We start from the raw sequence: 19,681 nt of genomic DNA on the forward strand, positions 1-19,681 counted from the left end.
TAGCCCGCGAACGCCCGGGCCGCACGAGCCAGCTTCTCCTCCAACGCCTCCTCCCCCAACGGCTCATAGGTCTTCAGCGTCTCGCCGGTCGCCGGGTTGATCGTCGCGATGGCCATGGTGTTCTCCCGGGTGTCGTGGTCGGGCAGGGGTGCTGCGGTGGTCGGTGGGTGGGTCAGGCGTGCTGCTCGCGCAGCAGGTTCTTCTGCACCTTGCCGGTCGAGGTCTTGGGCAGGTCGCCGCGGACGAAGCGCTTCGGCGTCTTGAAGGAGGCCAGCCGCGACCGGACGAAGTCGGCCAGCTCCTGGTCCTCGACGTCGGCCCCGGCCCGCAGCGTCACGTACGCCACCGGGACCTCGCCCCACTTCTCGTGCGGCTCGGCGACCACGGCGGACTCGACGACCGCGGGGTGGGCGTCCAGGGCGCGCTCGATCTCCACCGAGGAGATGTTCTCGCCACCGGAGATGATGATGTCCTTGCTGCGGTCGCGGATCTCCACGTAGCCGTCCGGGTGGACGACCGCGAGGTCACCGGTGCGGAACCAGCCCCGCTGCCCGTCCGGGTCGGCGAGGGTGACCGCCGCGGTGGCCTCGTCGTCCCGGTAGTAGCCGAGCATGACGTCGTTGCCGCGGGCCACGATCTCGCCGATGGTCGTCGCGTCGCGCGGCACGTCGGCGCCCTGGTCGTCCACGACGCGCAGCGGGTCGGCGACGACGTTGCCCACCCCCTGCCGGGCCTTGAGCTCGGCCTGCTGCTCGGCGCCGAGGTCGTCCCACTCCGGGTGCCACTCGTTGAGCGCCAGCGGACCGTAGGTCTCGGTCAGCCCGTACAGGTGCGTGACCTCCATGTTCAGCGCCGACATGCGCGCCAGCAGGGTCGGGGTGGGCGGCGCGCCACCGGTCTGCACCTGGACCCGGGGCTCCACCGGGCCCGCGGCCGCCTCGTCGGCGTTCAGGATCATGGTCAGCACGGTGGGCGCCGCGCTGAAGTGGGTGATCCCCTCGGTGCGCAGCAGCTCCCAGATGCGGGCGGGCTCGACCTTGGGCAGGCAGACGTGCGTGGCGCCGGCGGCCGAGACCGCCCACGGGAAGCACCAGCCGTTGCAGTGGAACATCGGCAGGGTCCAGAGGTACTGGCTGCGGGAGCCGATCCCGGTGTGCATCGCCATCGCGAGGGCCTGCAGGTAGGCCCCGCGGTGGGCGTACATGACGCCCTTCGGCCGCCCCGTCGTGCCCGAGGTGTAGTTCAGCGCGAGCAGCCCGGTCTCGTCCGCGCACGGCAGCGCCAGCGGCTCGGCGCCGGCCAGCAGCTGCTCGTACTCGCTGTCCGGGTCACCGGCCAGCACCAGCGGGATCCCGGCCGCGCCGGCCACCTCGGCCGCGGTCGCCGCGAACTGCGGGTCGGCGACCAGCAGCGAGGCCCCGGAGTGGTCCAGGACGTAGCCGAGCTCCCCCGGGGAGAGCCGGGTGTTCAGCGGCACCATCACCGCGCCCGCCCACGGGATGCCGTTGTGCAGCTCCAGCATCGTGCCGCTGTTGGCGCAGAGCGCCGCCACGCGGTCCCCGGGTGCGATGCCGCGCGCGGCGAGCCCACCGGCCAGCCGGCGGGACCGGTCGGCGAACTCCCGGTAGGTGTGGCGGCGCTCGCCGTCGATGATCGCGGTGCGGTCGGGGAACACCCGCGCCGACCTCTCGAGGTAGGCCGTGGGGCTGAGCTGGCTGAACGTGAACGAGGCCATCCGGATCTCCTGACGGGTCGGCGGGGAGCGGATCGTGCGGTGCGTGCCGGTCAGCCCCCGCCCGGCCCGGGGGCGGCCGGCTCGGCGGGCGTCGTGGCGGGTGCGAAGCCGTACCGGCGGGCCGGGTTGTCGACGAGGACGGCGTGCCGGACGGCGGGGTCGGGCACCCACCGCTCCAGCCGCTGGCGCATCCCGGCGGCGTCGGGCAGCGGCAGCGTCACCCCGACGTGCGGCCAGTCGCTGCCCCACAGCAGGTTCTGCGGCCGCACCTCGACGAGGGCGCGGACCCGGGCGGCGATCGCCTCCTCGTGCCGTTCCCACGCCTCGGCGAACGCGGCGTCGCCGGGCGTCCCCCCGGCCCCGGCAGGCAGCAGGCGCTCCAGCCCGGACAGGGTCACCCAGACCTGGTCCTCGGCGAGCAGCTCCAGCACGAGCTGCACGGCCGGATGGTCGACGCCGACGTCCGACGGCAGGTAGCCGAGGTGGTCCAGGACGACCGGCACCGGGCAGCGGCGGACGGCGTCGCCGAGCCGGTCGAGGTGCCGGCGCACGTCGGTCCAGACCTCGATGTGCCAGCCCAGGGGCGCCACCGTCTCGCCGACCTCCACCAGCGACTCGACGGGCACGCCGCCCGGGTACCCGTCCTGCACGCGCGTACCCCGCACCCCGGCGGCGTGCATGACGGCCAGCTCCTCCGGGGGCGTGCCCGGCGCGACGCAGGCGACGCCGCGCAGCGCGTCGGGCCGGGTGCGCAGCGCGGCCAGCAGGCACCGGTGGTCGTCGCCGTAGGCGCTGGGCTGCACCAGCACCCCGCGGTCGCAGCCGGCGGCGCGGAGGTGCTCCGCGTGGTCGTGCACGTCGACCGGCGGCGGCTCGTAGGCGGCCCCGCCGACCAGGCGGGGGTCGCCCACGCCGTCGGCGACGAAGACGTGGCAGTGGGCGTCGATCGCGCTCATGGACGGTCCTCCGGGGGCTGGGCCGCTCCGTCGCCGGCGCGCACCGCGGCGAGCTCGTCGAGCACCGGCAGCAGGTGGGTGCGGAACAGGGGGTAGTTCTCCGCCATCGGGAAGTGCCCGATCCCCGGCATGGTGCCGCCGCGGGCACCCGGGATCGCCGCCAGCGCCGCGGCGGTGTCCTCGGGGGTGCAGGCGTGGTCGTACTCGCCGGTGAGCAGGTACACCGGGCACCGCGCGGTGTCGATCTCGCCGGCCCGGCCGCGCAGGTCGAGGTCCTCAGAGTAGAAGTACGTGTCACCGCGGTAGATCCCCGGGCCGCCCTGGCTGTAGGTCCACCACACCTCGCGGCGGGAGACCTCCGGGCTGGAGGGCGACATCAGGCTCGCCGTCCAGGAGGCGACGGCTTGCTGGGCGTTGATGTCGGGGTGCAGCGACCAGTCCTGGAAGCGCCCCTCGACGTGCAGCGCCCCCGACAGCCCGATCACCCCGCCCCAGCGACCGGGGTCGCGCCGGGCGAGCTCGATGACCAGCGAGCCGGCCATCGAGCAGCCGAGCACGACGGGCCGGTCCAGGTCCAGCGCCGCGCAGACGTCCTCCACCAAGGCCACGTAGCGGTCGGTGGTGAGCAGGTACTCATCGGTCCACCACCCGTCCGGCGGGAGAGAGCGGCCGTGCCAGGGGAGGTCGAAGGCGACGACCCGGTGCCGGCCGGTCACCTCCGGATCGCCGAGCAGGTGGCGGAACTGGCGGCTGTCCGACCCGGCGGTGTGCAGGGCGAGCAGCACCGGTCCGCAGCCGGCCTCCTCGAAGTAGACGCGGTAGGGGGTGCCGGACGACCGGAGGTTCACGTAGCGGCCGACGACGTCCTCGATCACCGCCCCCTCCCCCCGCCGGCGGCGGCGCCGTGCGCCGCTCCCCGGTCGTGCAGCCGCGCGAGCTCCACGAGGCGGGTGATGACCCGCAGGTGCCGGATGAGCTGCTCGCGGCCGGCGACCACCTCGAGGCCGTCGGGCACCTTGGTCAGCGCCAGCAGGTCGTGCCGGCGCGGCGCGGCTCCGGGGTCGACGAGCTCCCGCCAGGCGGACAGCGGCCCGCGGAGCTCCAGGTCGGCGCCGGGGCCGCCGTCCCCGATGCCGACCACGCCCCGGTCGTAGCGGACGAGGACGTCCCCGCCGCGGTCGTCGACGAGGCGGGCGGTGAAGACGGAGAACCGCCCGATGTGCGCGTTCTCGGGGTCCGCCGCCACCGCGCGGGCCCAGCCGGTCAGCCACTCGCGCCCGGTCACGCCGGCAGCCTCCCGAGCACGCCGGCGACGCCGGCCAGCTCCGGGGACACCGGCTCGAGCCGGTCGAGCACGCCGGGGTCGTGGCCGGTGAGCACGTGGTCGACCGCCCCGGAGGAGACCAGGTCGCGGACCGTCTGCAGCCCCCGGTACAGACCGGGCAGGTCGGTGACGGCGATGAAGGGCATGTCGCGCTCCAGCTCCTCGGTGAAGTGGACGGCGTCGGAGGCGAGCAGCACCACCCCGGCGGCGGTGCGCACGGTGACCACGGCCTGCCCCGGCGTGTGCCCGCCCACCTCGGTGACGACGACCCCCGGTGCGACCTCGCAGGACCCGGAGAACCGGCGCAGCCGCCCCTCGGCCTCGGCCCGGGTCAGGGCCGCCACCTCGTCGGCCTCGGTGAAGTGCCCGATCAGCGGCTTGGCCGCCATCGGTGAGGTCCAGAAGTCGACCTCGGCGGCGCTGACCACCACGGTCGCCGCGGGGAACAGCCCGACGTTCCCGATGTGGTCGTAGTGGGCGTGGGTGACCACCAGGGTGTGCGGCGCGGCGGTGTCCACCCCGAGCCGCCGGTAGGCGTCGGCGGGGTCGACGAGCACCGTTCGCCCCCGCGCCTCCGCCGGCCCGCGGGCGAACCCGGTGTCGACCAGCACCGTCGTGTGCGCGTTGCGCAGGATCCACAGGTGGTAGTCGACGGTGAAGTCGGCGTCCGGTTCGCCGTACTGGGCGTAGTTGAGGAACACCTCGCTCCGCCGCGCCCGGCGGGTGCCGTGCCGGACGACGACCACCTCGTAGACGTCCTCCGGCGGCGCACCCGCTCCCGCTCCGGCTGCCATGGCCGCCGCCTCCCCGGCCCCGCCCATCAGGCCCCGCGGCCGCCCTCGTGCACGGCGACCGTCGGCTCGAGGCCGTCCGCGCCGACGACCTCACGCCACGCGTCGAAGCCCGCCTGGAACGCCACGATCCCGGCCTCGGGGAGCGCGATCTCGATCGCCTCGAGGATCTCCTCGGGGCTGACGCCCAGGTCCAGCGCCACCCGGATGTGGCTCTGGATGTGCCCCTTGGACGCCCGGATCACCGTCAGGCTGACGATGAAGATCAGCTCCTTGGTCTTCCGGTCGAGCCGGCGCTGGTCGAGGTAGGCGGCGCTGACCAGCCCGTTGGCCGCCTGCAGCACCGGGAAGTCGTGCTTGGCCATGACCTTGTGGTAGTCGAGGACGTAGCCCCGGGATCGGGCCATGTCGTCGATGTAGGCCTGCGGGTCGTCGGTCACGGGGTCTCCTCGTCGTCGGTGGCGGGTGGTGCGGGCCGGTCTGCGGCCCCGCTGCGCAGCGGGGTCCCGTTGACCGCCTCGTAGTGGCGGGCGATCTCGGTGTGGTCCAGGCCGGTCCCGCCGAGCGCCTCGCGCGCCCCGACCGCCGCGGCGTACGCGGCGTCGGTGACCGGCGTGCTGGCGCCCTGCGCCGCGGCCAGGGACCGGGCGATGCCCAGGTCCTTGATCATCAGGTCCATGGCGAAGCCGGAGTCGTAGCTGCCGGTCAGGACGTGCTTCGGGTACTTGACCTCGGTGGCCTGGGAGCGGCCGGTGGAGGCGTTGAGCACCTCGACCATCACCTCGGGGGCGATGCCGAAGCCCGCGGCGACGGTGAGCACCTCGGCGGCGGCCGCCAGGTTCGTCGCCGACAGCAGGTTGTTCAGCGCCTTGGCGGCGTGACCGGCGCCCGCGGCGCCGACCACGAGCACCGCTCCGCCGAGCGGCTCCAGGTGCGGCCGGGCGCGCTCGACGTCCCCGGGATCGCCCCCGACCATGATCGACAGCTCCCCCGTGACGGCTCTCGCGACGCCCCCGGAGACGGGCGCGTCCACGTACCCGGTGCCCCGCGCCCGCGCGTCGGCGGCCAGCCGCCGGGTGCTCGCCGGCTCCGAGGAGCCCATGTCGATCACCAGCGCCCCCTCCGGCAACCGGGCCAGGAGCCCGTCGGTCAGGAGCACCGCCTCGACGACTCGGCTGTCGGGCAGCATGAGGACGACGGTGTCGACGTCGGCGGGGAGCTCGGCGAGCGAGGGCAGCGCCCGGCAGCCCAGCTCCTCCCCCAGGGCGGAGGCGACCGCGGGGTCGGCGTCGAACAGCACCGTGTCGAACCGGGCGGCGTGCCGGCGGGCCATCGGTGCGCCCATGCGGCCCAGCCCCACGAAGAGCGTGCTCACGAGGCCGCGAACCGGTTGCGCAGCTCCACCTTGCGGATCTTCCCGCTCGGCGTCTTGGGCAGCGAGTCGACCAGCTCCAGCCGCTCGGGCAGGAAGTGCTTGCTCAGCCCCTGCGCGAGGAGGAAGTCGCACACCTCCGCCAGCGTCGGCTCGGCGCTCCCCTGCGGCACGACGACGGCGCAGGCCCGCTCGCCCAGCCGCACGTCGGGGATCCCGATGACCGAGGCCTCGACGACCTGCGGGTGCTGGAACAGGAGGCTCTCGACCACGGTGACGGGGATGTTCTCGCCCCCGCGGATGACGATGTCCTTGGTGCGCCCCTCGAGCAGGACGTACCCCTCCTCGGTGCGCCGCGCGGTGTCGCCGGTGGTGAACCAGCCGTCGGCGTCGATCTCCCGGGCCGTCGCCTCCGGCAGGTCCAGGTAGCCCAGGAAGAGCCCGGGGCCCCGGATCCGCAGCGCCCCGATGACCCCGGGGCCGGCCTCCTCCCCGGCCGTGTCGACGACGCTGACGTCGGTGCCGGGCACGGGGACGCCGTCGGTCGCCTGGGCCGCCGCCGGCAGGGAGGGCGCGCAGGAGATCCCGATGCCGAGCTCGGTCATGCCCCACGCCGGGCAGACGTAGCAGCCGAACAGCTCGCCGGCGACCGTCGGCAGGGTCCGCGGCACGGGCGCCCCGGCCAGGACGACGGTGCGCAGCGAGCACTCCTCGTCGTGCGCCAGCTCGGTCAGCACGAGGTCCTGCAGGAACGTCGGCGCCGAGAACATGGTCGTGACGCCCTCCTCCCGCACCACGGCGACGGCCTGCTCGGGCACCCAGCGGTCCAGGTAGACCCCCGTGCCCCGCAGGTAGGTGGTCAGGAGGACGCCCCAGAGGAAGCCGGTGTGGTGCCCGACGGGCGAGGCGATCAGGTTGACCAGGGGCTCGCCGAGGGTGTCCCGGCCCACGTGCGCCACCCAGTTCCGCAGCACGGCGAAGAGGGTCTGGTGGGTGTTCATGACCCCCTTCGGCTCGCCGGTCGTGCCGGAGGTGAAGCCGACGTGGCAGAGCGCGCGCGGATCGGGCGCGGGCAAATCCACCTCGGGGGCGTCCAGCAGCGAGGAGAGCGGCCGGGCGCCGTCCCCGGCCGTGGGTTCCCCGGCCGGGCCGCCGGCCACCACGACGTGCCGCACCGACGGCAGCCCGCCCCGCAGGCCCTCCACCAGCGCCCGCGGGCTGTTGCTGCCGAACCGCTCCGCCACCACCACGACGGTGGCCCCGGTGCGGCGCAGGATGACCTCGACCTCCCGCTCGCCGTAGGCCACCGGGATGCCGCTGTACACCGCCCCCAGCTCGTTGATCGCGAAGATGAGCGCCGCGAAGTCGGTCGAGTTCGGCAGCATCACCGCCACGAAGTCACCGGCGCGGACGCCCAGGGCGTGCAGCCCGCAGGCGTAGCGGTGGGCCCGTTCGTCGAGCTCGGCGTAGGTGGTCCGCCGGGCACCCGGCGCGCCGCTGACCCGGTCGATCGCCGCCACCCGCTGCGGCTGCTCGGCGGCGGCCGAGGTGAGCAGCGCGCGCAGCGGCCGCGCCTCCCACGCCCCGCTCTCCTCGTACTCGCGGGCGAGCCCGGGGGTCAGCCGGCTGTCGGGTCGCACGCCCGGATGGGCGGCGGCCGGGTCCGGGGGTGGCGTGCTCGTTCGCTGGTCGGTCACCACGGTCGCTCCTCGTGCGGGTCGGTGGGCTCGGATGCGGGGGTCAGGCGGCCGGGGAGCAGGTGAGGACGACCTTGCCGGCGACGCTGCCGGAGCGGACGGCCTCGAGGGCGGCACCGGCCTGCTCGAGGGGGTAGGTGCGGGCGACCGGCACCGTGAGCCGCCCCTCGACGTACAGCTGCAGCAGGTGCTCGATCGCGGCCCGGACCGACTCCGGCTCCCGGTCGCGGTAGTCGGACACCTGCAGGCCCAGGACGGCGAGGTTCTTCACCAGGACGTGGCCGGCCTTGATCGTCGGCAGGTCGCCGGAGGCGAACCCGATGACGACCAGCCGCCCCTCCCAGGCGGTGCAGCGCAGCGACTGGGCGAACACCTCGCCGCCCACGAGCTCGAGGACGACGTCGGCCCCGCGCCCCTCGGTCAGCGCCAGGACCTCGTCGCGCATCGCGGGGCCGGCCATCACCACCGCGTCGGCCCCCTGCTGCCGGGCGAGGGCCGCCCGCTCCTCGTCCTGCGCCACCGCGATCACCGTGGCCCCGAGCGCCTTGGCGATCTGGACGCCGGCCGAGCCGACGCCGCCGCCGGCGCCGGTGACCAGGACCGTCTCCCCCGGGCGCAGGCCGGCCCGCCGCACCAGGGCGAAGTGCGCGGTGATGGCGCCCAGCCCGAAGGCCGCGGCGTCGACGAAGGGCACCTCGTCGGGCAGCGCGACCACCTGGGCCGCCGGCACGGCGACCAGCTCGGCGTAGCCGCCGTGCTCGATCTGGGCCAGCACCCGGTCGCCGGCGGCGAAGCGGTCCACGCCCTCCCCCACCGCGCGGACCGTGCCGGCGATCTCCTTGCCGGGGGCGAACGGGCGCTCGGGGAGGATCTGGTAGCTGCCGGCCACGACGAGGACGTCGGGGAAGTTGACCCCGGCCGCCGCCACCTCGACCAGCACCTCGCCGGGGCCGGCCACGGGATCGGCGAGCTCGCCGGGGACGAGGGTGTCCGGCGGGCCGAACTCCTGGACCACTGCTGCTCTCATGCGGGGCTCCTGGTGGGGGTGGCGGGCCGGCCGAAGGTCAGCGCCTCCGGGCCGGTCCGCAGCGGCGGGTAGGGCAGGGGCCCCGGCGGCGACCGGAGCTCGTCCACGACCGGGACGGGGAGCGCGCCGACGTCGAACCCGGGCCCGGCCACCCGGTGCGCGGAGCGGGTGCGCAGCGTCTGGCTGCGCGCGGCCTCCTCGAGCGTGGCGACGACGCAGCAGCACACGTCCTGCCCCTCGAACAGCTCGCGCCAATGGGCGGCGGGGTGCGCGGCGATCCGCTCGGCGACCGCGGCGATCACCTCCTCCTCCCGGCCGGCGTCGGACCGGAGGGGGTCGGGCAGGTCGACGAGCTCGCAGAAGCGGCGCCAGAAGCGCTCCTCCAGGGGCGCGGCGGCCACGTGCCGGCCGTCGGCGGTCCGGTACAGGTGGTAGCGCGGGCTGCCGCCGGTGAGCAGGTCGCGGCCGGGCTCCGGCCAGGCCCCGCTGCCGGCGTGGGTGGCGAGGTAGCCGTAGGCCAGCGTGCTCAGGTTCGGGGTCATCCCGACGTCGAGGTGGCAGCCCTCGCCGGTGGCCTGCCGCCGGAAGAGGGCCAGCAGGATGTTCACCACCGCGGGGTAGGTGCCGCCGGCGATGTCGGCGATCACCGTGGGCGGGAGGTGCGGGTCGCCGCGGTCGTCGACGACGACCCCGAGCAGCCCGGACTCGGCGAGGTAGTTGAGGTCGTGCCCGGCGCGGCCGGCCGCCGGCCCGGTCTGGCCGTAGCCGGTGATCGAGCAGTAGACGATCCCGGGAGCCACGGCCCGGAAGTCCTCGTAGCCCAGGCCCAGCCGGTCCATGACGCCGGGCCGGAACTGCTCGACGACGACGTCCACCTCGGGCGCCAGGGCGAGGAGCCGGTCGCGGACGGCGGGGTCCTTGAGGTCGACGGCGGCGCTGCGCTTGCCCCGGTTGAGCAGCGCGTAGTTGGCGCTGCTGTCGCCCAGGCGGGGCACGTAGCCGCGCATCTCGTCGCCGTGCGGGGGCCGCTCCACCTGCAGGACCTCCGCGCCGGCCTCGGCGAGCAGCAGCGTCGCCAGCGGCCCGGGCAGCAGGGCGGAGAAGTCGAGCACCCGGACGCCGGCCAGGGGTGGCGCCGGCCGGCCGGCCCCGCCGGCGCTCACGGCTGCGCCCCGACCAGCGTGCGGGCCGCCGCCCGGGCCGCCTCCACCGCCCCGCACGCCGCGCGCAGCGACACCGCGTCGCGCAGCAGGCCCTCCACGGGGTACTCGGTCATGTAGCCGTAGCCGCCGTGCGACTGCACCGCGGCCGCCGCGACGTCGAGGGCCGCGTCGCAGGCCGGCAGCAGGGCCGCGGCCACGGCGTCCGGGCGGTCGAGATCGGCCGTGACGGCGGACACCAGGAGCGTGCGGGCGGTCGCGGCCTGGGCGGCCAGCGCGGCGCGGACGGTCGGGAGCTCGGTGAGCGGGGCACCGAACTGCACCCGGTCGGCGCTGTACCCCAGCGCCGCGGCGGCCGCGGCCTCGGCGATCCCGGCGGCGACCGCGGCCGCGCCGGCGTCCAGGAGCGTGCGGGCGCGCCCGGCCTGCGGGCCGCGGAGCACGTGGTCGTCGGGCACCCGGGCGTCCAGCCCGACGCCGACGGTCAGCGCGCCGTCGAGCCCGGTGCGCGCGACCGGGGCACCGAACGTGATCCCCTCCGGCGGGACGAGGACGGCGGTGCCGGCGTCCAGGAGCACCACCAGCCGCGGCTCCCGGCCGGCGGGGTCGATCCGGTCGAGAGCGCCGGTCAGCCGCCCCCCGGCCAGGGTCACCGAGCCCGGGTCGGCCACCGCCACCGCGACCGGGGCCCCGTCGTGCAGGCCGTCGAGCAGCGCGGGCAGCCGGCCGGCGGCCAGCACCGGGGCCGCGGCGTGCGCCTGCACCGACGCCCACGCCAGGGCCGGCCACGTCCCGGCGAGCCGGGCGAGCGCGACCAGCATCGTGGCGGCCGGCGCCCCCCCGCCGCCGTCGGACTCCGCTGCGCCGAGGGTCCACAGGCCCTGCTCGGCCAGGACCCGCCGCGCGGCGTCGACGTCGTCCGGGCGGTCGTCGCCCACCCGCGCGAGCCGGTCCGCGGCGAGGTCGTCGACCAGGTCGAGGACCGCCTGCTGGTCGTCGTCGAGCCGGGGCCCGGCCCAGGGCCGCCTCACGACCAGAAGGTTTCCGGGTCCGGCGACCGCTTGGCGCCGAAGGCGTTCCCCGTCTCGTGCGCCTCCTTGGTGGCCAGGTACAGGGTGAGCTGCTGGTCGTGGGCCATGCGCGCCTGTCCGAGCACGCCGGTGTGCCGGGCGGAGAAGGCGCCCTTGAGCGCCCCGATGGCCATCGGGCTGCGGGTGGCGATCTCCGCGGCCACCTCCTGCGCCCGCGACACCGCCTGGCCGGCCGGGACGACCTCGTTGACCAGGCCCATCGCCAGCGCCTGGGCCGCGGTGTACTTGCGGTTGAGGTACCACATCTCCTTGGCCCGCTTCCGGCCGATGGAGTCCTCCAGGTACCAGGTGCCGTAGCCGGCGTCGAAGCTGCCCACCATGGGCCCGACCTGCCGGAAGACGGCGTTCTCCGCGGCGATGGTGAGGTCGCAGACGTTGTGCAGCACGTTGCCGCCGCCCACCGCGAAGCCGTTCACGGCGGCGACCACCGGCTTGGCGATGGTGTCGATCGCCTCGTACACGTCGATGATCGGCAGCACCTGGGAGTAGTCCAGCGAGGTCGTCTCGTCGTGCTCGCCACCGATGCAGAAGAACTTGTCGCCCGCCCCGGTGAGCACCGCGGCGCGCAGCGAGGGATCGGTGCGGAAGCGCTGGAGGGCGTCCTTGAGCTCGAGCAGGGTCTGCACGCGCAGCTTGTTGCCGGCGCCCTCCCGGTCGATCGTCAGGGTCAGGACCGGCCCCGAGGTCTCGCTCCGGATGTCGGTGTAGTCGCTCATCGAACCTCTCCGTGCTCGTCGGCGCCCGCGCGGAAGCCGCGACCGCTCTTGGTGCCGAGGTAGCCGGCCGCGACCATCTGGTGCAGCAGCGGCGGTGGGGCGAACTGGGGGTCGAGCGTCGCCTCGTAGGCGGACTCGGTGGCGTGCCGGTGGACGTCGATGCCGATCAGGTCCAGCAGCGCCAGCGGGCCGAGCTTGTAGCCCAGCCCGAGCTGGATCGCGACGTCGATGTCCTCGGCGCTGGCCAGCCCGTCGTCGTACTCCTGCACGACGTCGTTGAGGTAGGGCATCAGCAGCCGGTTGACCAGGAAGCCCGGTCGGTCCTTGACCTCCACCGGCGACTTGCCGAGGTCCTCGACGAAGGCGACCAGGTCGGCGACGACGTCGGCGTCGGTCTGCAGCGCCCGGACCACCTCGACCAGGGCCATCACCGGTGCGGGGTTGAAGAAGTGCAGCCCCGCCATGCGTCCGGGCCGGTCCAGGGAGGCGGCCAGGTCGGTGACCGACAGCGCCGAGGTGTTCGTGGTGAGCACCGCCTCCGGCCCGACGACGTCCGCGACCCGTCCGAGCAGCTCCACCTTGACGTCGTGCTGCTCGACGACCGCCTCGACCACCAGGTCCACGCCGGCGAGGTCGGCGACGTCGGTCGTGCCGCGGATCCGGCCGAGGACGGCGTCCCGCTCCTCCTCCGTGGTCTTGCCGCGGCTGACCCCGCCGTCGAGGAAGGTCCGCACCGCGTCCCGGCCGCGGTCGATCCGGGCCTGCTCGGTCTCCAGGACGACGACGTCGCGACCGGAGGCGGCCACCACCTGCGCGATCCCGGCGCCCATCGTCCCGAACCCCAGGACGGCGACCCGCGGGAAGGTCCTCATGCTCGAACTCCGTTCGCTGCTGCCGGCCTCAGGCACCGAAGGCCTTGGTGGTCTCGTAGGTGTAGAAGCCGCGGCCGGTCTTCCGCCCGAGGTCGCCGGCGGCGATCATCCGGTCGACCAGCGGCGGGGGCGCGAAGCGCGGCTCGCGCAGCTGCTCGTAGAGCCGCATCGACACCGCCTTGTGCACGTCGAGGCCGACCACGTCGAGCAGCTGGAAGGGACCCATGGGGTGGCGCAGCGCCCCCAGGACGGCCCGGTCGATCGACTCGACGGTGCCCAGCCCCGCTTCCAGGGCGCGGATGCAGTTGTTCTCCCAGGGGATGAGGAAGCGGTTGAGGATGAAGCCGGGGCGGTCCTTGGTCAGCACCGTGGTCTTCCCGACGCCGGCGAGGAACTCCAGCGACCGCTTCGTGGCCTCCGGGGCGGTGTGCCGGCCCTCCGCCACCTCGACCAGCTTCATCAGCTGCGCGGGGTTGCAGTAGTGGGTGCCGACGACCCGCTCGGGGTGCCGGGAGCCCGACGCGATCGACGTGACCGACAGCGTCGAGGTGTTGGTGTGGAAGAGCGTGTCGCGGGAGACGACGCCGTCGAGCTCGGCGAAGAGCGCCTTCTTGACCTCGAGGTCCTCGAAGACCGCCTCGACGACCACGTCCGCCGGGGCCAGGTCGCGGAGCTCGGTGGTGCCCGACAGCTTGGCCAGGGCGGCCTCGAGCTGCTCCTCGGTGAGCTTGCCGAGCGAGGCGCTGCGGCGCAGGAAGCTCTCCACGGTGCCGAGGCCGCGCTCCACGGCGGCGTCGTCGAGGTCGCGGAGGATCGTGCGGTGGCCGGCGCGCGCTGCGACGACGGCGATGCCCGCCCCCATCGTGCCGCCGCCGACCACGGCGACGGTGAGCTGGTCCTGGGTCATCGGTCTCTCTCCCTCGCCGGTACGGCGGTCGGGTGCGGGTGGGCGGTCACCGGGCGGTCTGGCCGCCGTCGACGACGACCACCTCGCCGGTCATGAAGTCCGACGCGGGGCCGGCCAGCAGCAGCAGCCAGGGGGCCAGCTCCTGCGCCTCCCCCATCCGGCGGGCGGGGACGGCGCGCAGCACCCGGGAGAGCGCCTCGCCGTCGGCGCGCAGCTCGGCGTTCATGTCGGTGGCGAAGTAGCCGGGGGCCAGGGCGTTGACCTGGACCCCGTGGCGGGCCCACTCGACGGCCATCGACCGGGTGAAGGCGACGACCGCGGCCTTGGAGGCGCAGTAGGCCGCGTGGCCGGGCACCCCCTTGAAGGCGAAGTTCGAGGCGATGTTGACGACCTTGCCCGACCCCTGCGCCACCATGTGCGCGCCGGCGGCGCGGGTGGCCAGGTAGGTGCCGCGGACGTTGGTGTCCATGACCCGGTCCCACTCGGCCGGGTCCTGCTCCAGCAGCGGGGTGCTGTCGATGACGCCGGAGTTGTTGACCAGGACGTCGAGGCCACCGAGCTCGGCCACCGTCGTGTCGACCAGCCGCTGGACGGCGGCCGCGTCGGTGACGTCGGTCGGCACGACCAGCGCCCGCCGTCCCGTGCCCTCGATCTCGGCGGCGACCTGCTCCAGCTGGTCGCGGCTGCGCGCCGCCACCGCGACGTCGGCGCCCGCGCCGGCCAGCGCGACCGCGAGGGCCCGGCCGAGACCGCGGCCGGCGCCGGTGACGACGGCGACCTTGCCGAGCAGCGGCTGCTCCGCGGTGCTCACCGCAGCACCCCCTTGAGCCGTCCGGCGGTGTCGCGGGCGATCAGGAGTCGCTGCACCTCGTTGGTCCCGTCGTAGATCTGGGTCACCTTGGCGTCCCTCAGGTAGCGCTCGATGCCGACCCCGGACAGGTCGCCGACCCGGCCGAGCGCCTTCGTGGCCGCCACGGCGACCTGCCAGCCGATGTCGGTGCACGCCTGCTTCATCAGCCCGATCGCCCCGCCGCCGGCCCCGCCGGTGCGGTCGACCTCCCGGGCCACCGCGAGGAGCGTGAGCCGGCCACGCAGGATCGCGCCGCGCATGTCGGCCAGGGCGAAGGCCACGTCCGGCGGCAGGTCCGCGCCGTGCACCCGCTGCAGCGCGACCAGCGCGTGCGCGTAGGCGCCGCGGGCCAGCCCGACGCCCTGCGCCGCGGCGCTGATCCGCGACTTCGTCACCGAGCTGACGACGATCGCCCAGCCCTCGCCCTCCCCGCCGAGGCGGTGGGACACCGGCACCGGCGTCCGGTCGAGGAAGAGCTCGGCGGTGGTGGAGCCGTGCATCCCGGTCTTGCGCATCGGGGCGCCACGGGTGAGCCCCGGGGCGTCGCCGTCGACGACGAAGGCGGTGATCCCCCGCCGGCCGGCGCGCGGGTCGACGGTGGCGAAGCAGACCACCACGTCGGAGCGGTCGCCGGTGGTGATGAAGGTCTTGGAGCCGGTCAGGGCGTACCCGGTGGTCCGCCCGTCCGCGTCCGTCTCGGCGACCGCGAGGGTGCGGAGGGCGGAGGCGTCGCTGCCGGCCCCGGGCTCGGTGACGCCCAGCGACCCGTAGCGGCTGCCGTCGGCCAGGCCGGGGACGTACCGCCGCGCCAGGTCAGGGCCGCCCGCGTGCAGGATCGGGTACGCGGCGTGCATCTGGGTCATGTAGACGAGGCTCGTGGCCGGGCAGCCGGCGGTGATCTCCTCCATCGCCGCCGCGTAGGCCACCGTGCTGTCGCCGGTGCCGCCGTACTCCTCCGGCACCAGGAGCCCGCCCAGCCCGGCGCGGGCGAGCGCCTGGTAGCTGTCGTGGGCGAAGACGTGGTCGCGGTCGCGGGCGGCCGCGCCGGGGGCGACGTGCTCGGCGACCACCTCGCGGGTGCGCGTCCGCACCGCGCGCTCGCGGGGGTCGAGCAGTGCGTCGGCGACCTCCTCGTCGAGGGCGCCGTGCAGCGCCAGGTAGGCGTCCGGCTCGAGGTCGTGCACCGGCGCCCCGCCGGTGGTGGAAACGGTCACGCGTCCTCCTCCGGACGCGCGGGCGCGTCGTCGAACCGCGGCGCGCGGCGGGCCTTGAAGGCGGCGATGCCCTCGGCCGCCTCGGCGCCGCCGGTGACCAGGCCGGCCAGCGCGGTCTCGAACGCCAGGCCCGCCTCCAGCGGGGTGTCGCCTCCGTGCCGCAGCGCCAGCAGGACCGCGCGCACCGCCCGCGGCCCGCGGGCCGCGATGCGGCCGGCCAGCTCCTGCGCCGTCGCCAGGACCTCCTCGACCGGCACCGGCGGCACCGGCGTGAGGCCGAGGGCGTGGGCGCGGTCGGCCGCGATGCGCGCACCGGTGAGCATCGTGTGCGCCGCGACCGGCTGCCCGACCCGGCGGGCCAGCCGCTGCGTGCCGCCGTACCCGGGCATCAGCCCGAGCCCCGCCTCGGGGAGGCCCAGCTCGGCGGTGTCGGCCAGGACCGGGAAGGTGCACGCCAGCACCAGCTCGAACCCGCCGCCCAGGGCCAGCCCGTTGACGGCGGCGATCACCGGGACCGGGCAGCGCTCGACCCGCCCGACCACGGCCTGGCCGGCGGCGAGGACGTCGTAGGCCTCGTCTCCCGACAGCCCGGCGAGCTCGTCGAGGTCGGCCCCGGCGCTGAACGCCCGGTGGCCGCTGCCGGTGAGCACGATCGCCCGCACGCCCTCGGCCGGCAGCGCGGCGACCACCGCGTCGAGGTCGGCCAGGACCCGGGCGTTCAGCGCGTTGTGCACCTCGGGCCGGGTGATCCGGATCGTCGCCACCGGGCCGTCCCGGAGCACCTCGAGCACCTCCGAGCCGCTCACGAGACCCGCCGCCCTTCCGCGGCCGCCGGTGCGGCGACCGCGCCCGAGGCGAGGAGCCGGTCGATGGTGGCGGGGTCGAACCCGGCCTGCTGCAGCACCTCGACCGTGTGCTCCCCGAGCTCGGGGAAGCGCTCGTTGCGCGGCTCGGGGATCGACGCCAGCCGGAAGGGGCTGCGCACGCCGTTGAGCACGCCGTCGTAACCGGGGACCGGCAGGATCGCGCCCCGGGCGACCACCTGGGGGTCGGTGGTGACCTCGGCCAGCCCCTGCACCAGCGAGGCGGGCACCCCGGCGTCCGCGAGGACCGCCAGCCACTCGCCCGCCGGCCGCCGCGCGAGGACCGCGGTGATCGCGGTGATCAGCTCGCCGCGGTGCGCGCGCCGCCCGGCGTTGTCGCGGAGGCGGTCGTCCTCGGCGAGGTCGGGCAGGCCGACGGCGGCGCAGAAGCGCCGCCAGATGACGTCGTTGCCGATCGCGATGACGATGTCCCGGTCGGCGGTCGGGAACGGCTGGTAGACGGCCAGGACGGAGTCGGTCCCGCCGCTGGGGGCGGGCTCCGGGTCACCGGCGAGGTAGGCCGCCACCCGGGGCGCGAGCAGGGCCAGGTCGGAGTCCAGGAGCGAGACGTCGACGAGGTCGCCCCGCCCGGTCGTGCGCTGCCGGACGACGGCGGCGCTGACGGCGAGCGCCGCCGCCATCCCGGTGACGATGTCGGAGAGCGCGGTCGAGACGCGCTGGGGGGACCCGCCGGCCGGGCCGGTCACCGACATCAGCCCGGAGCGGGCCTGGGCGACGAGGTCGTACCCCGGCAGCTCGGCGTCCGGTCCGGTGAGCCCGAGCCCCGACATCGCGCAGTAGACGAGCCGCGGGTGGCGGGCCCGGACGTCCTCCGGGCTCAGCCCGAGCGGCGCGAGCTTCGCGGGGTTGAGGTTCTCGATGAGGACGTCGGCGCCGGCCAGCAGCCGGTGCAGGACGGCGATGCCGTCCGTGGTCCGGAGGTCGATGGCCACGCTGCGCTTGTTGCGGTTGGCCGAGGCGAACCAGGCCGATGCCCCGTCGACGCTCGGCGGGCTCCACCAGCGGGCGTCGTCACCGGTCCGCGGGCGCTCCACCTTGACCACGTCGGCGCCGAGGTCGGCGAGGTACATGGAGGCCGTCGGGCCCGCGTAGGACGTCGACATGTCGACCACGCGGAGCCCCTGCAGGGGCGCGTGGGAGCCCGCCCTGGTCGTCGTCGGTGGCACTGGTCGGCACCGCCCTCTCGTGTCTCGCGGCCTGCGCCGAAACGTAGGCAGTCACCTCGCCGGGTGTCAATGTCGGACATTTACCGACGACCCCGTTCCACCTCGCCCGCCGGGCCACCCGTGGGCTCGGGCGCGCCGGTGACTTGCGAGGTTGACGCGCCGTAACGGGAACTGTGTAGTGCCGGAGGCCCCGAGGGCGGGCGGGTCCGCCGACCGAATCGGACCGTGACCCTTGACACAGCTGCTTAATGTCCGACATTGTCCCCGGCACGTGGTCCCCGACCACACGGGACCGGCGCGGTGGGCGCCCAGCGCACCCACACGGGATCCCTCCCGGCGACTCCACCGTTCCCCCGCCACGGCGGCCCGGCCGCGCGCCGTGGCGGGGGTCCCGGTACCGACCACAGGATCCGCGCTCGCGGAACCTGGCCCCGAGACGGAGGACGAGCATGACGACAGCCGCGCAGGCCACCGACGAGCACGAACGGAACCGCAAGCACGCCCAGCGGGGCGCCTTCTACGGGTTCTACGTGGACATGTTCGACATCTACCTGCCGATCATCGCCCTGGCGCCCGCGATCGGGTACTTCATCTCCCCCGATCTCGACGCGTCCACCACGGCCGTCATCACCGGCATGATCTTCGCCGCGACGCTCGTCGGCCGGCCGCTCGGCGCGCTCATCTTCGGGCGCTACGCGGACATGCACGGCCGCAAGAACGCCACCGTCATCGCCGTCGCCGGCTTCGGCATCCTGACGATCGTCGTCGGGCTGCTGCCGGGGTACCAGACCTGGGGGATCGGCTCGGTCGTCGTCTTCGTGCTGCTGCGCTTCGTGATCGGCATCTTCGTCGGCGGGGAGTACACCGCGGCCAGCCCGCTGGCGATGGAGTACTCCCCCAAGGAGAAGCGCGGTCTCAACGGCGGCCTGATCATGACAGGCTTCCCGCTCGCCTACGTCTCGGTCGCCGTGATCACCTTCGTCATGCTGCAGATCGCCCCCGCGGGCGACCTCGACTCCCCCTACGTGCAGTGGGGCTGGCGCATCCCGTTCTTCATCGGCGGCGCCATGGCCCTGGCCTTCGTCGTCTACTACCTGAAGAGCGTCCGGGAGTCGGAGCTGTTCGAGGGCAGCGGCGGCGGGGGAACCCCGGTCAAGGACCTGTTCACCGGCCAGAACAGGAAGAACTTCATCCAGGTCTTCATCCTGATGACCGGCTTCTGGCTGTCGCTGAACTGCGTGACCGCCATCCTCCCGGGCCTGCTCAGCTCGGAGAGCAACCTGTCCCCGACCCAGGTCACCGCGACCCTGATCGTCGCCTACCTCGTGGTGGCCGTCATGTACGTGGTCTGCGCCGTGATCAGCCAGCGGACCGGCCGCCGGCCGTTCCTGATGGTGTGGGGCGGGATCGCCGGCATCGGCGGCACCGCGGTCTACGCCGCCTACCTGGCGTGGAAGCCGCAGAACCTGTTCGTCGTCATGGTCATGGTCACGCTCATCGCGGTGCTCGTGGTCTCGGTGTGGGGCCTGACGACGGTGTACATCAACGAGCGCTTCCAGACCGGGGTGCGGGCGACCGGCTTCGGGCTCGGCTACAGCCTCGCGGTGGTCATCCCCTCGTTCTACGCCTTCTACCAGTCCGGGCTCTCCGCGGTGATGCCGTTCGAGTGGACGGTGCTGCCGCTGCTGGTGATCGGCTGCGCCTTCATCACGTTCGGGGCGGCGATGGGTCCGGAGACCAAGGACGTCGACTTCGCCGCGGCGGACAAGGAGCCGGCGCTCGACCACTGACGTCGCCGGTCCGACGGCGGCCCCCGCCGCGGGGGGGGCCCCGGGGGTCGGGCCCCGGGGGCCCCCCCCGGCGTCGGTAGTTTAAAAACCCCCCAAACCCATCTTCCGCCGCCGGCGCCGCGGGAGGGG

19 protein-coding genes are annotated in these 19,681 nt (G+C 74.9%); 1 reads left to right on the forward strand and 18 read right to left on the reverse strand.

Translation table 11 applies throughout. The features are described from left to right. Nucleotides 1-172: 172 nt before the first annotated feature. Genes ACI794_RS20040 through ACI794_RS20125 form a run of 18 tightly spaced genes read right to left on the reverse strand, consistent with a single transcriptional unit; the run spans nt 173 to nt 17,762 of the window. Nucleotides 173-1,735 (reverse strand): acyl--CoA ligase family protein, encoded by a 1,563-nt coding sequence (locus tag ACI794_RS20040; RefSeq protein ID WP_456602641.1) that lies wholly within the window; start codon nt 1,733-1,735, stop codon nt 173-175. Nucleotides 1,736-1,785: 50 nt separating this feature from the next. After that, nucleotides 1,786-2,691: an amidohydrolase family protein gene (locus ACI794_RS20045; RefSeq protein WP_456617199.1), complete on the reverse strand. Its 906-nt coding sequence runs from the start codon at nt 2,689-2,691 to the stop codon at nt 1,786-1,788. After that, entirely contained in the window at nt 2,688-3,566 is an 879-nt protein-coding gene (locus tag ACI794_RS20050) for an alpha/beta fold hydrolase (RefSeq protein ID WP_456617200.1), read from the reverse strand. The genes ACI794_RS20045 and ACI794_RS20050 overlap by 4 nt, the downstream gene beginning before the upstream one ends. Continuing rightward, the gene (locus ACI794_RS20055) at nt 3,563-3,976 is read right to left on the reverse strand and encodes a hypothetical protein (RefSeq protein ID WP_456602644.1); all 414 of its coding nucleotides are present in this window, start codon (nt 3,974-3,976) and stop codon (nt 3,563-3,565) included. The genes ACI794_RS20050 and ACI794_RS20055 overlap by 4 nt, the downstream gene beginning before the upstream one ends. Then, complete coding sequence (locus tag ACI794_RS20060; RefSeq protein ID WP_456602645.1) at nt 3,973-4,809, reverse strand: N-acyl homoserine lactonase family protein; 837 nt, start codon at nt 4,807-4,809, stop codon at nt 3,973-3,975. Before ACI794_RS20060 ends, ACI794_RS20055 begins: the two co-directional genes overlap by 4 nt. 26 nt (nt 4,810-4,835) lie before the next feature. Next, a complete protein-coding gene (locus ACI794_RS20065; RefSeq protein WP_456602646.1) occupies nt 4,836-5,246 on the reverse strand; it encodes a carboxymuconolactone decarboxylase family protein in 411 nt (136 codons plus the stop codon). Further along, nucleotides 5,243-6,181: an NAD(P)-dependent oxidoreductase gene (locus ACI794_RS20070; RefSeq protein WP_456602647.1), complete on the reverse strand. Its 939-nt coding sequence runs from the start codon at nt 6,179-6,181 to the stop codon at nt 5,243-5,245. The genes ACI794_RS20065 and ACI794_RS20070 overlap by 4 nt, the downstream gene beginning before the upstream one ends. Further along, nucleotides 6,178-7,875 (reverse strand): AMP-binding protein, encoded by a 1,698-nt coding sequence (locus ACI794_RS20075; protein WP_456617201.1) that lies wholly within the window; start codon nt 7,873-7,875, stop codon nt 6,178-6,180. The genes ACI794_RS20070 and ACI794_RS20075 overlap by 4 nt, the downstream gene beginning before the upstream one ends. A gap of 43 nt (nt 7,876-7,918) precedes the next feature. Then, nucleotides 7,919-8,902 carry an NADPH:quinone oxidoreductase family protein gene (locus ACI794_RS20080; protein WP_456602649.1) on the reverse strand — a complete coding sequence of 328 codons (984 nt, stop codon included), beginning with the start codon at nt 8,900-8,902 and terminating at the stop codon, nt 7,919-7,921. After that, complete coding sequence (locus ACI794_RS20085) at nt 8,899-10,065, reverse strand: CaiB/BaiF CoA transferase family protein (RefSeq protein WP_456617202.1); 1,167 nt, start codon at nt 10,063-10,065, stop codon at nt 8,899-8,901. Before ACI794_RS20085 ends, ACI794_RS20080 begins: the two co-directional genes overlap by 4 nt. After that, nucleotides 10,062-11,093: an acyl-CoA dehydrogenase family protein gene (locus ACI794_RS20090; RefSeq protein WP_456617203.1), complete on the reverse strand. Its 1,032-nt coding sequence runs from the start codon at nt 11,091-11,093 to the stop codon at nt 10,062-10,064. The genes ACI794_RS20085 and ACI794_RS20090 overlap by 4 nt, the downstream gene beginning before the upstream one ends. Beyond that, nucleotides 11,090-11,869 carry an enoyl-CoA hydratase-related protein gene (locus tag ACI794_RS20095; RefSeq protein WP_456617204.1) on the reverse strand — a complete coding sequence of 260 codons (780 nt, stop codon included), beginning with the start codon at nt 11,867-11,869 and terminating at the stop codon, nt 11,090-11,092. The genes ACI794_RS20090 and ACI794_RS20095 overlap by 4 nt, the downstream gene beginning before the upstream one ends. Continuing rightward, the gene (locus ACI794_RS20100) at nt 11,866-12,741 is read right to left on the reverse strand and encodes a 3-hydroxyacyl-CoA dehydrogenase family protein (RefSeq protein WP_456617205.1); all 876 of its coding nucleotides are present in this window, start codon (nt 12,739-12,741) and stop codon (nt 11,866-11,868) included. Before ACI794_RS20100 ends, ACI794_RS20095 begins: the two co-directional genes overlap by 4 nt. 28 nt (nt 12,742-12,769) lie before the next feature. Beyond that, entirely contained in the window at nt 12,770-13,648 is an 879-nt protein-coding gene (locus tag ACI794_RS20105; RefSeq protein WP_456617206.1) for a 3-hydroxyacyl-CoA dehydrogenase family protein, read from the reverse strand. 46 nt (nt 13,649-13,694) lie between these two features. After that, nucleotides 13,695-14,459: an SDR family NAD(P)-dependent oxidoreductase gene (locus ACI794_RS20110; protein WP_456602655.1), complete on the reverse strand. Its 765-nt coding sequence runs from the start codon at nt 14,457-14,459 to the stop codon at nt 13,695-13,697. Beyond that, nucleotides 14,456-15,712 carry an acyl-CoA dehydrogenase family protein gene (locus ACI794_RS20115; RefSeq protein ID WP_456617207.1) on the reverse strand — a complete coding sequence of 419 codons (1,257 nt, stop codon included), beginning with the start codon at nt 15,710-15,712 and terminating at the stop codon, nt 14,456-14,458. Before ACI794_RS20115 ends, ACI794_RS20110 begins: the two co-directional genes overlap by 4 nt. Then, complete coding sequence (locus ACI794_RS20120; protein ID WP_456617208.1) at nt 15,709-16,518, reverse strand: enoyl-CoA hydratase/isomerase family protein; 810 nt, start codon at nt 16,516-16,518, stop codon at nt 15,709-15,711. The genes ACI794_RS20115 and ACI794_RS20120 overlap by 4 nt, the downstream gene beginning before the upstream one ends. Next, complete coding sequence (locus tag ACI794_RS20125) at nt 16,515-17,762, reverse strand: CaiB/BaiF CoA transferase family protein (RefSeq protein ID WP_456617209.1); 1,248 nt, start codon at nt 17,760-17,762, stop codon at nt 16,515-16,517. Before ACI794_RS20125 ends, ACI794_RS20120 begins: the two co-directional genes overlap by 4 nt. Nucleotides 17,763-18,211: 449 nt before the next feature. Between ACI794_RS20125 and ACI794_RS20130 the strand changes: the two genes are divergently transcribed. After that, nucleotides 18,212-19,552 (forward strand): MFS transporter, encoded by a 1,341-nt coding sequence (locus ACI794_RS20130; protein WP_456602659.1) that lies wholly within the window; start codon nt 18,212-18,214, stop codon nt 19,550-19,552. Nucleotides 19,553-19,681 lie beyond the last annotated feature (129 nt).

The sequence above is a fragment of the Blastococcus sp. SYSU DS0541 genome, assembly GCF_054050875.1.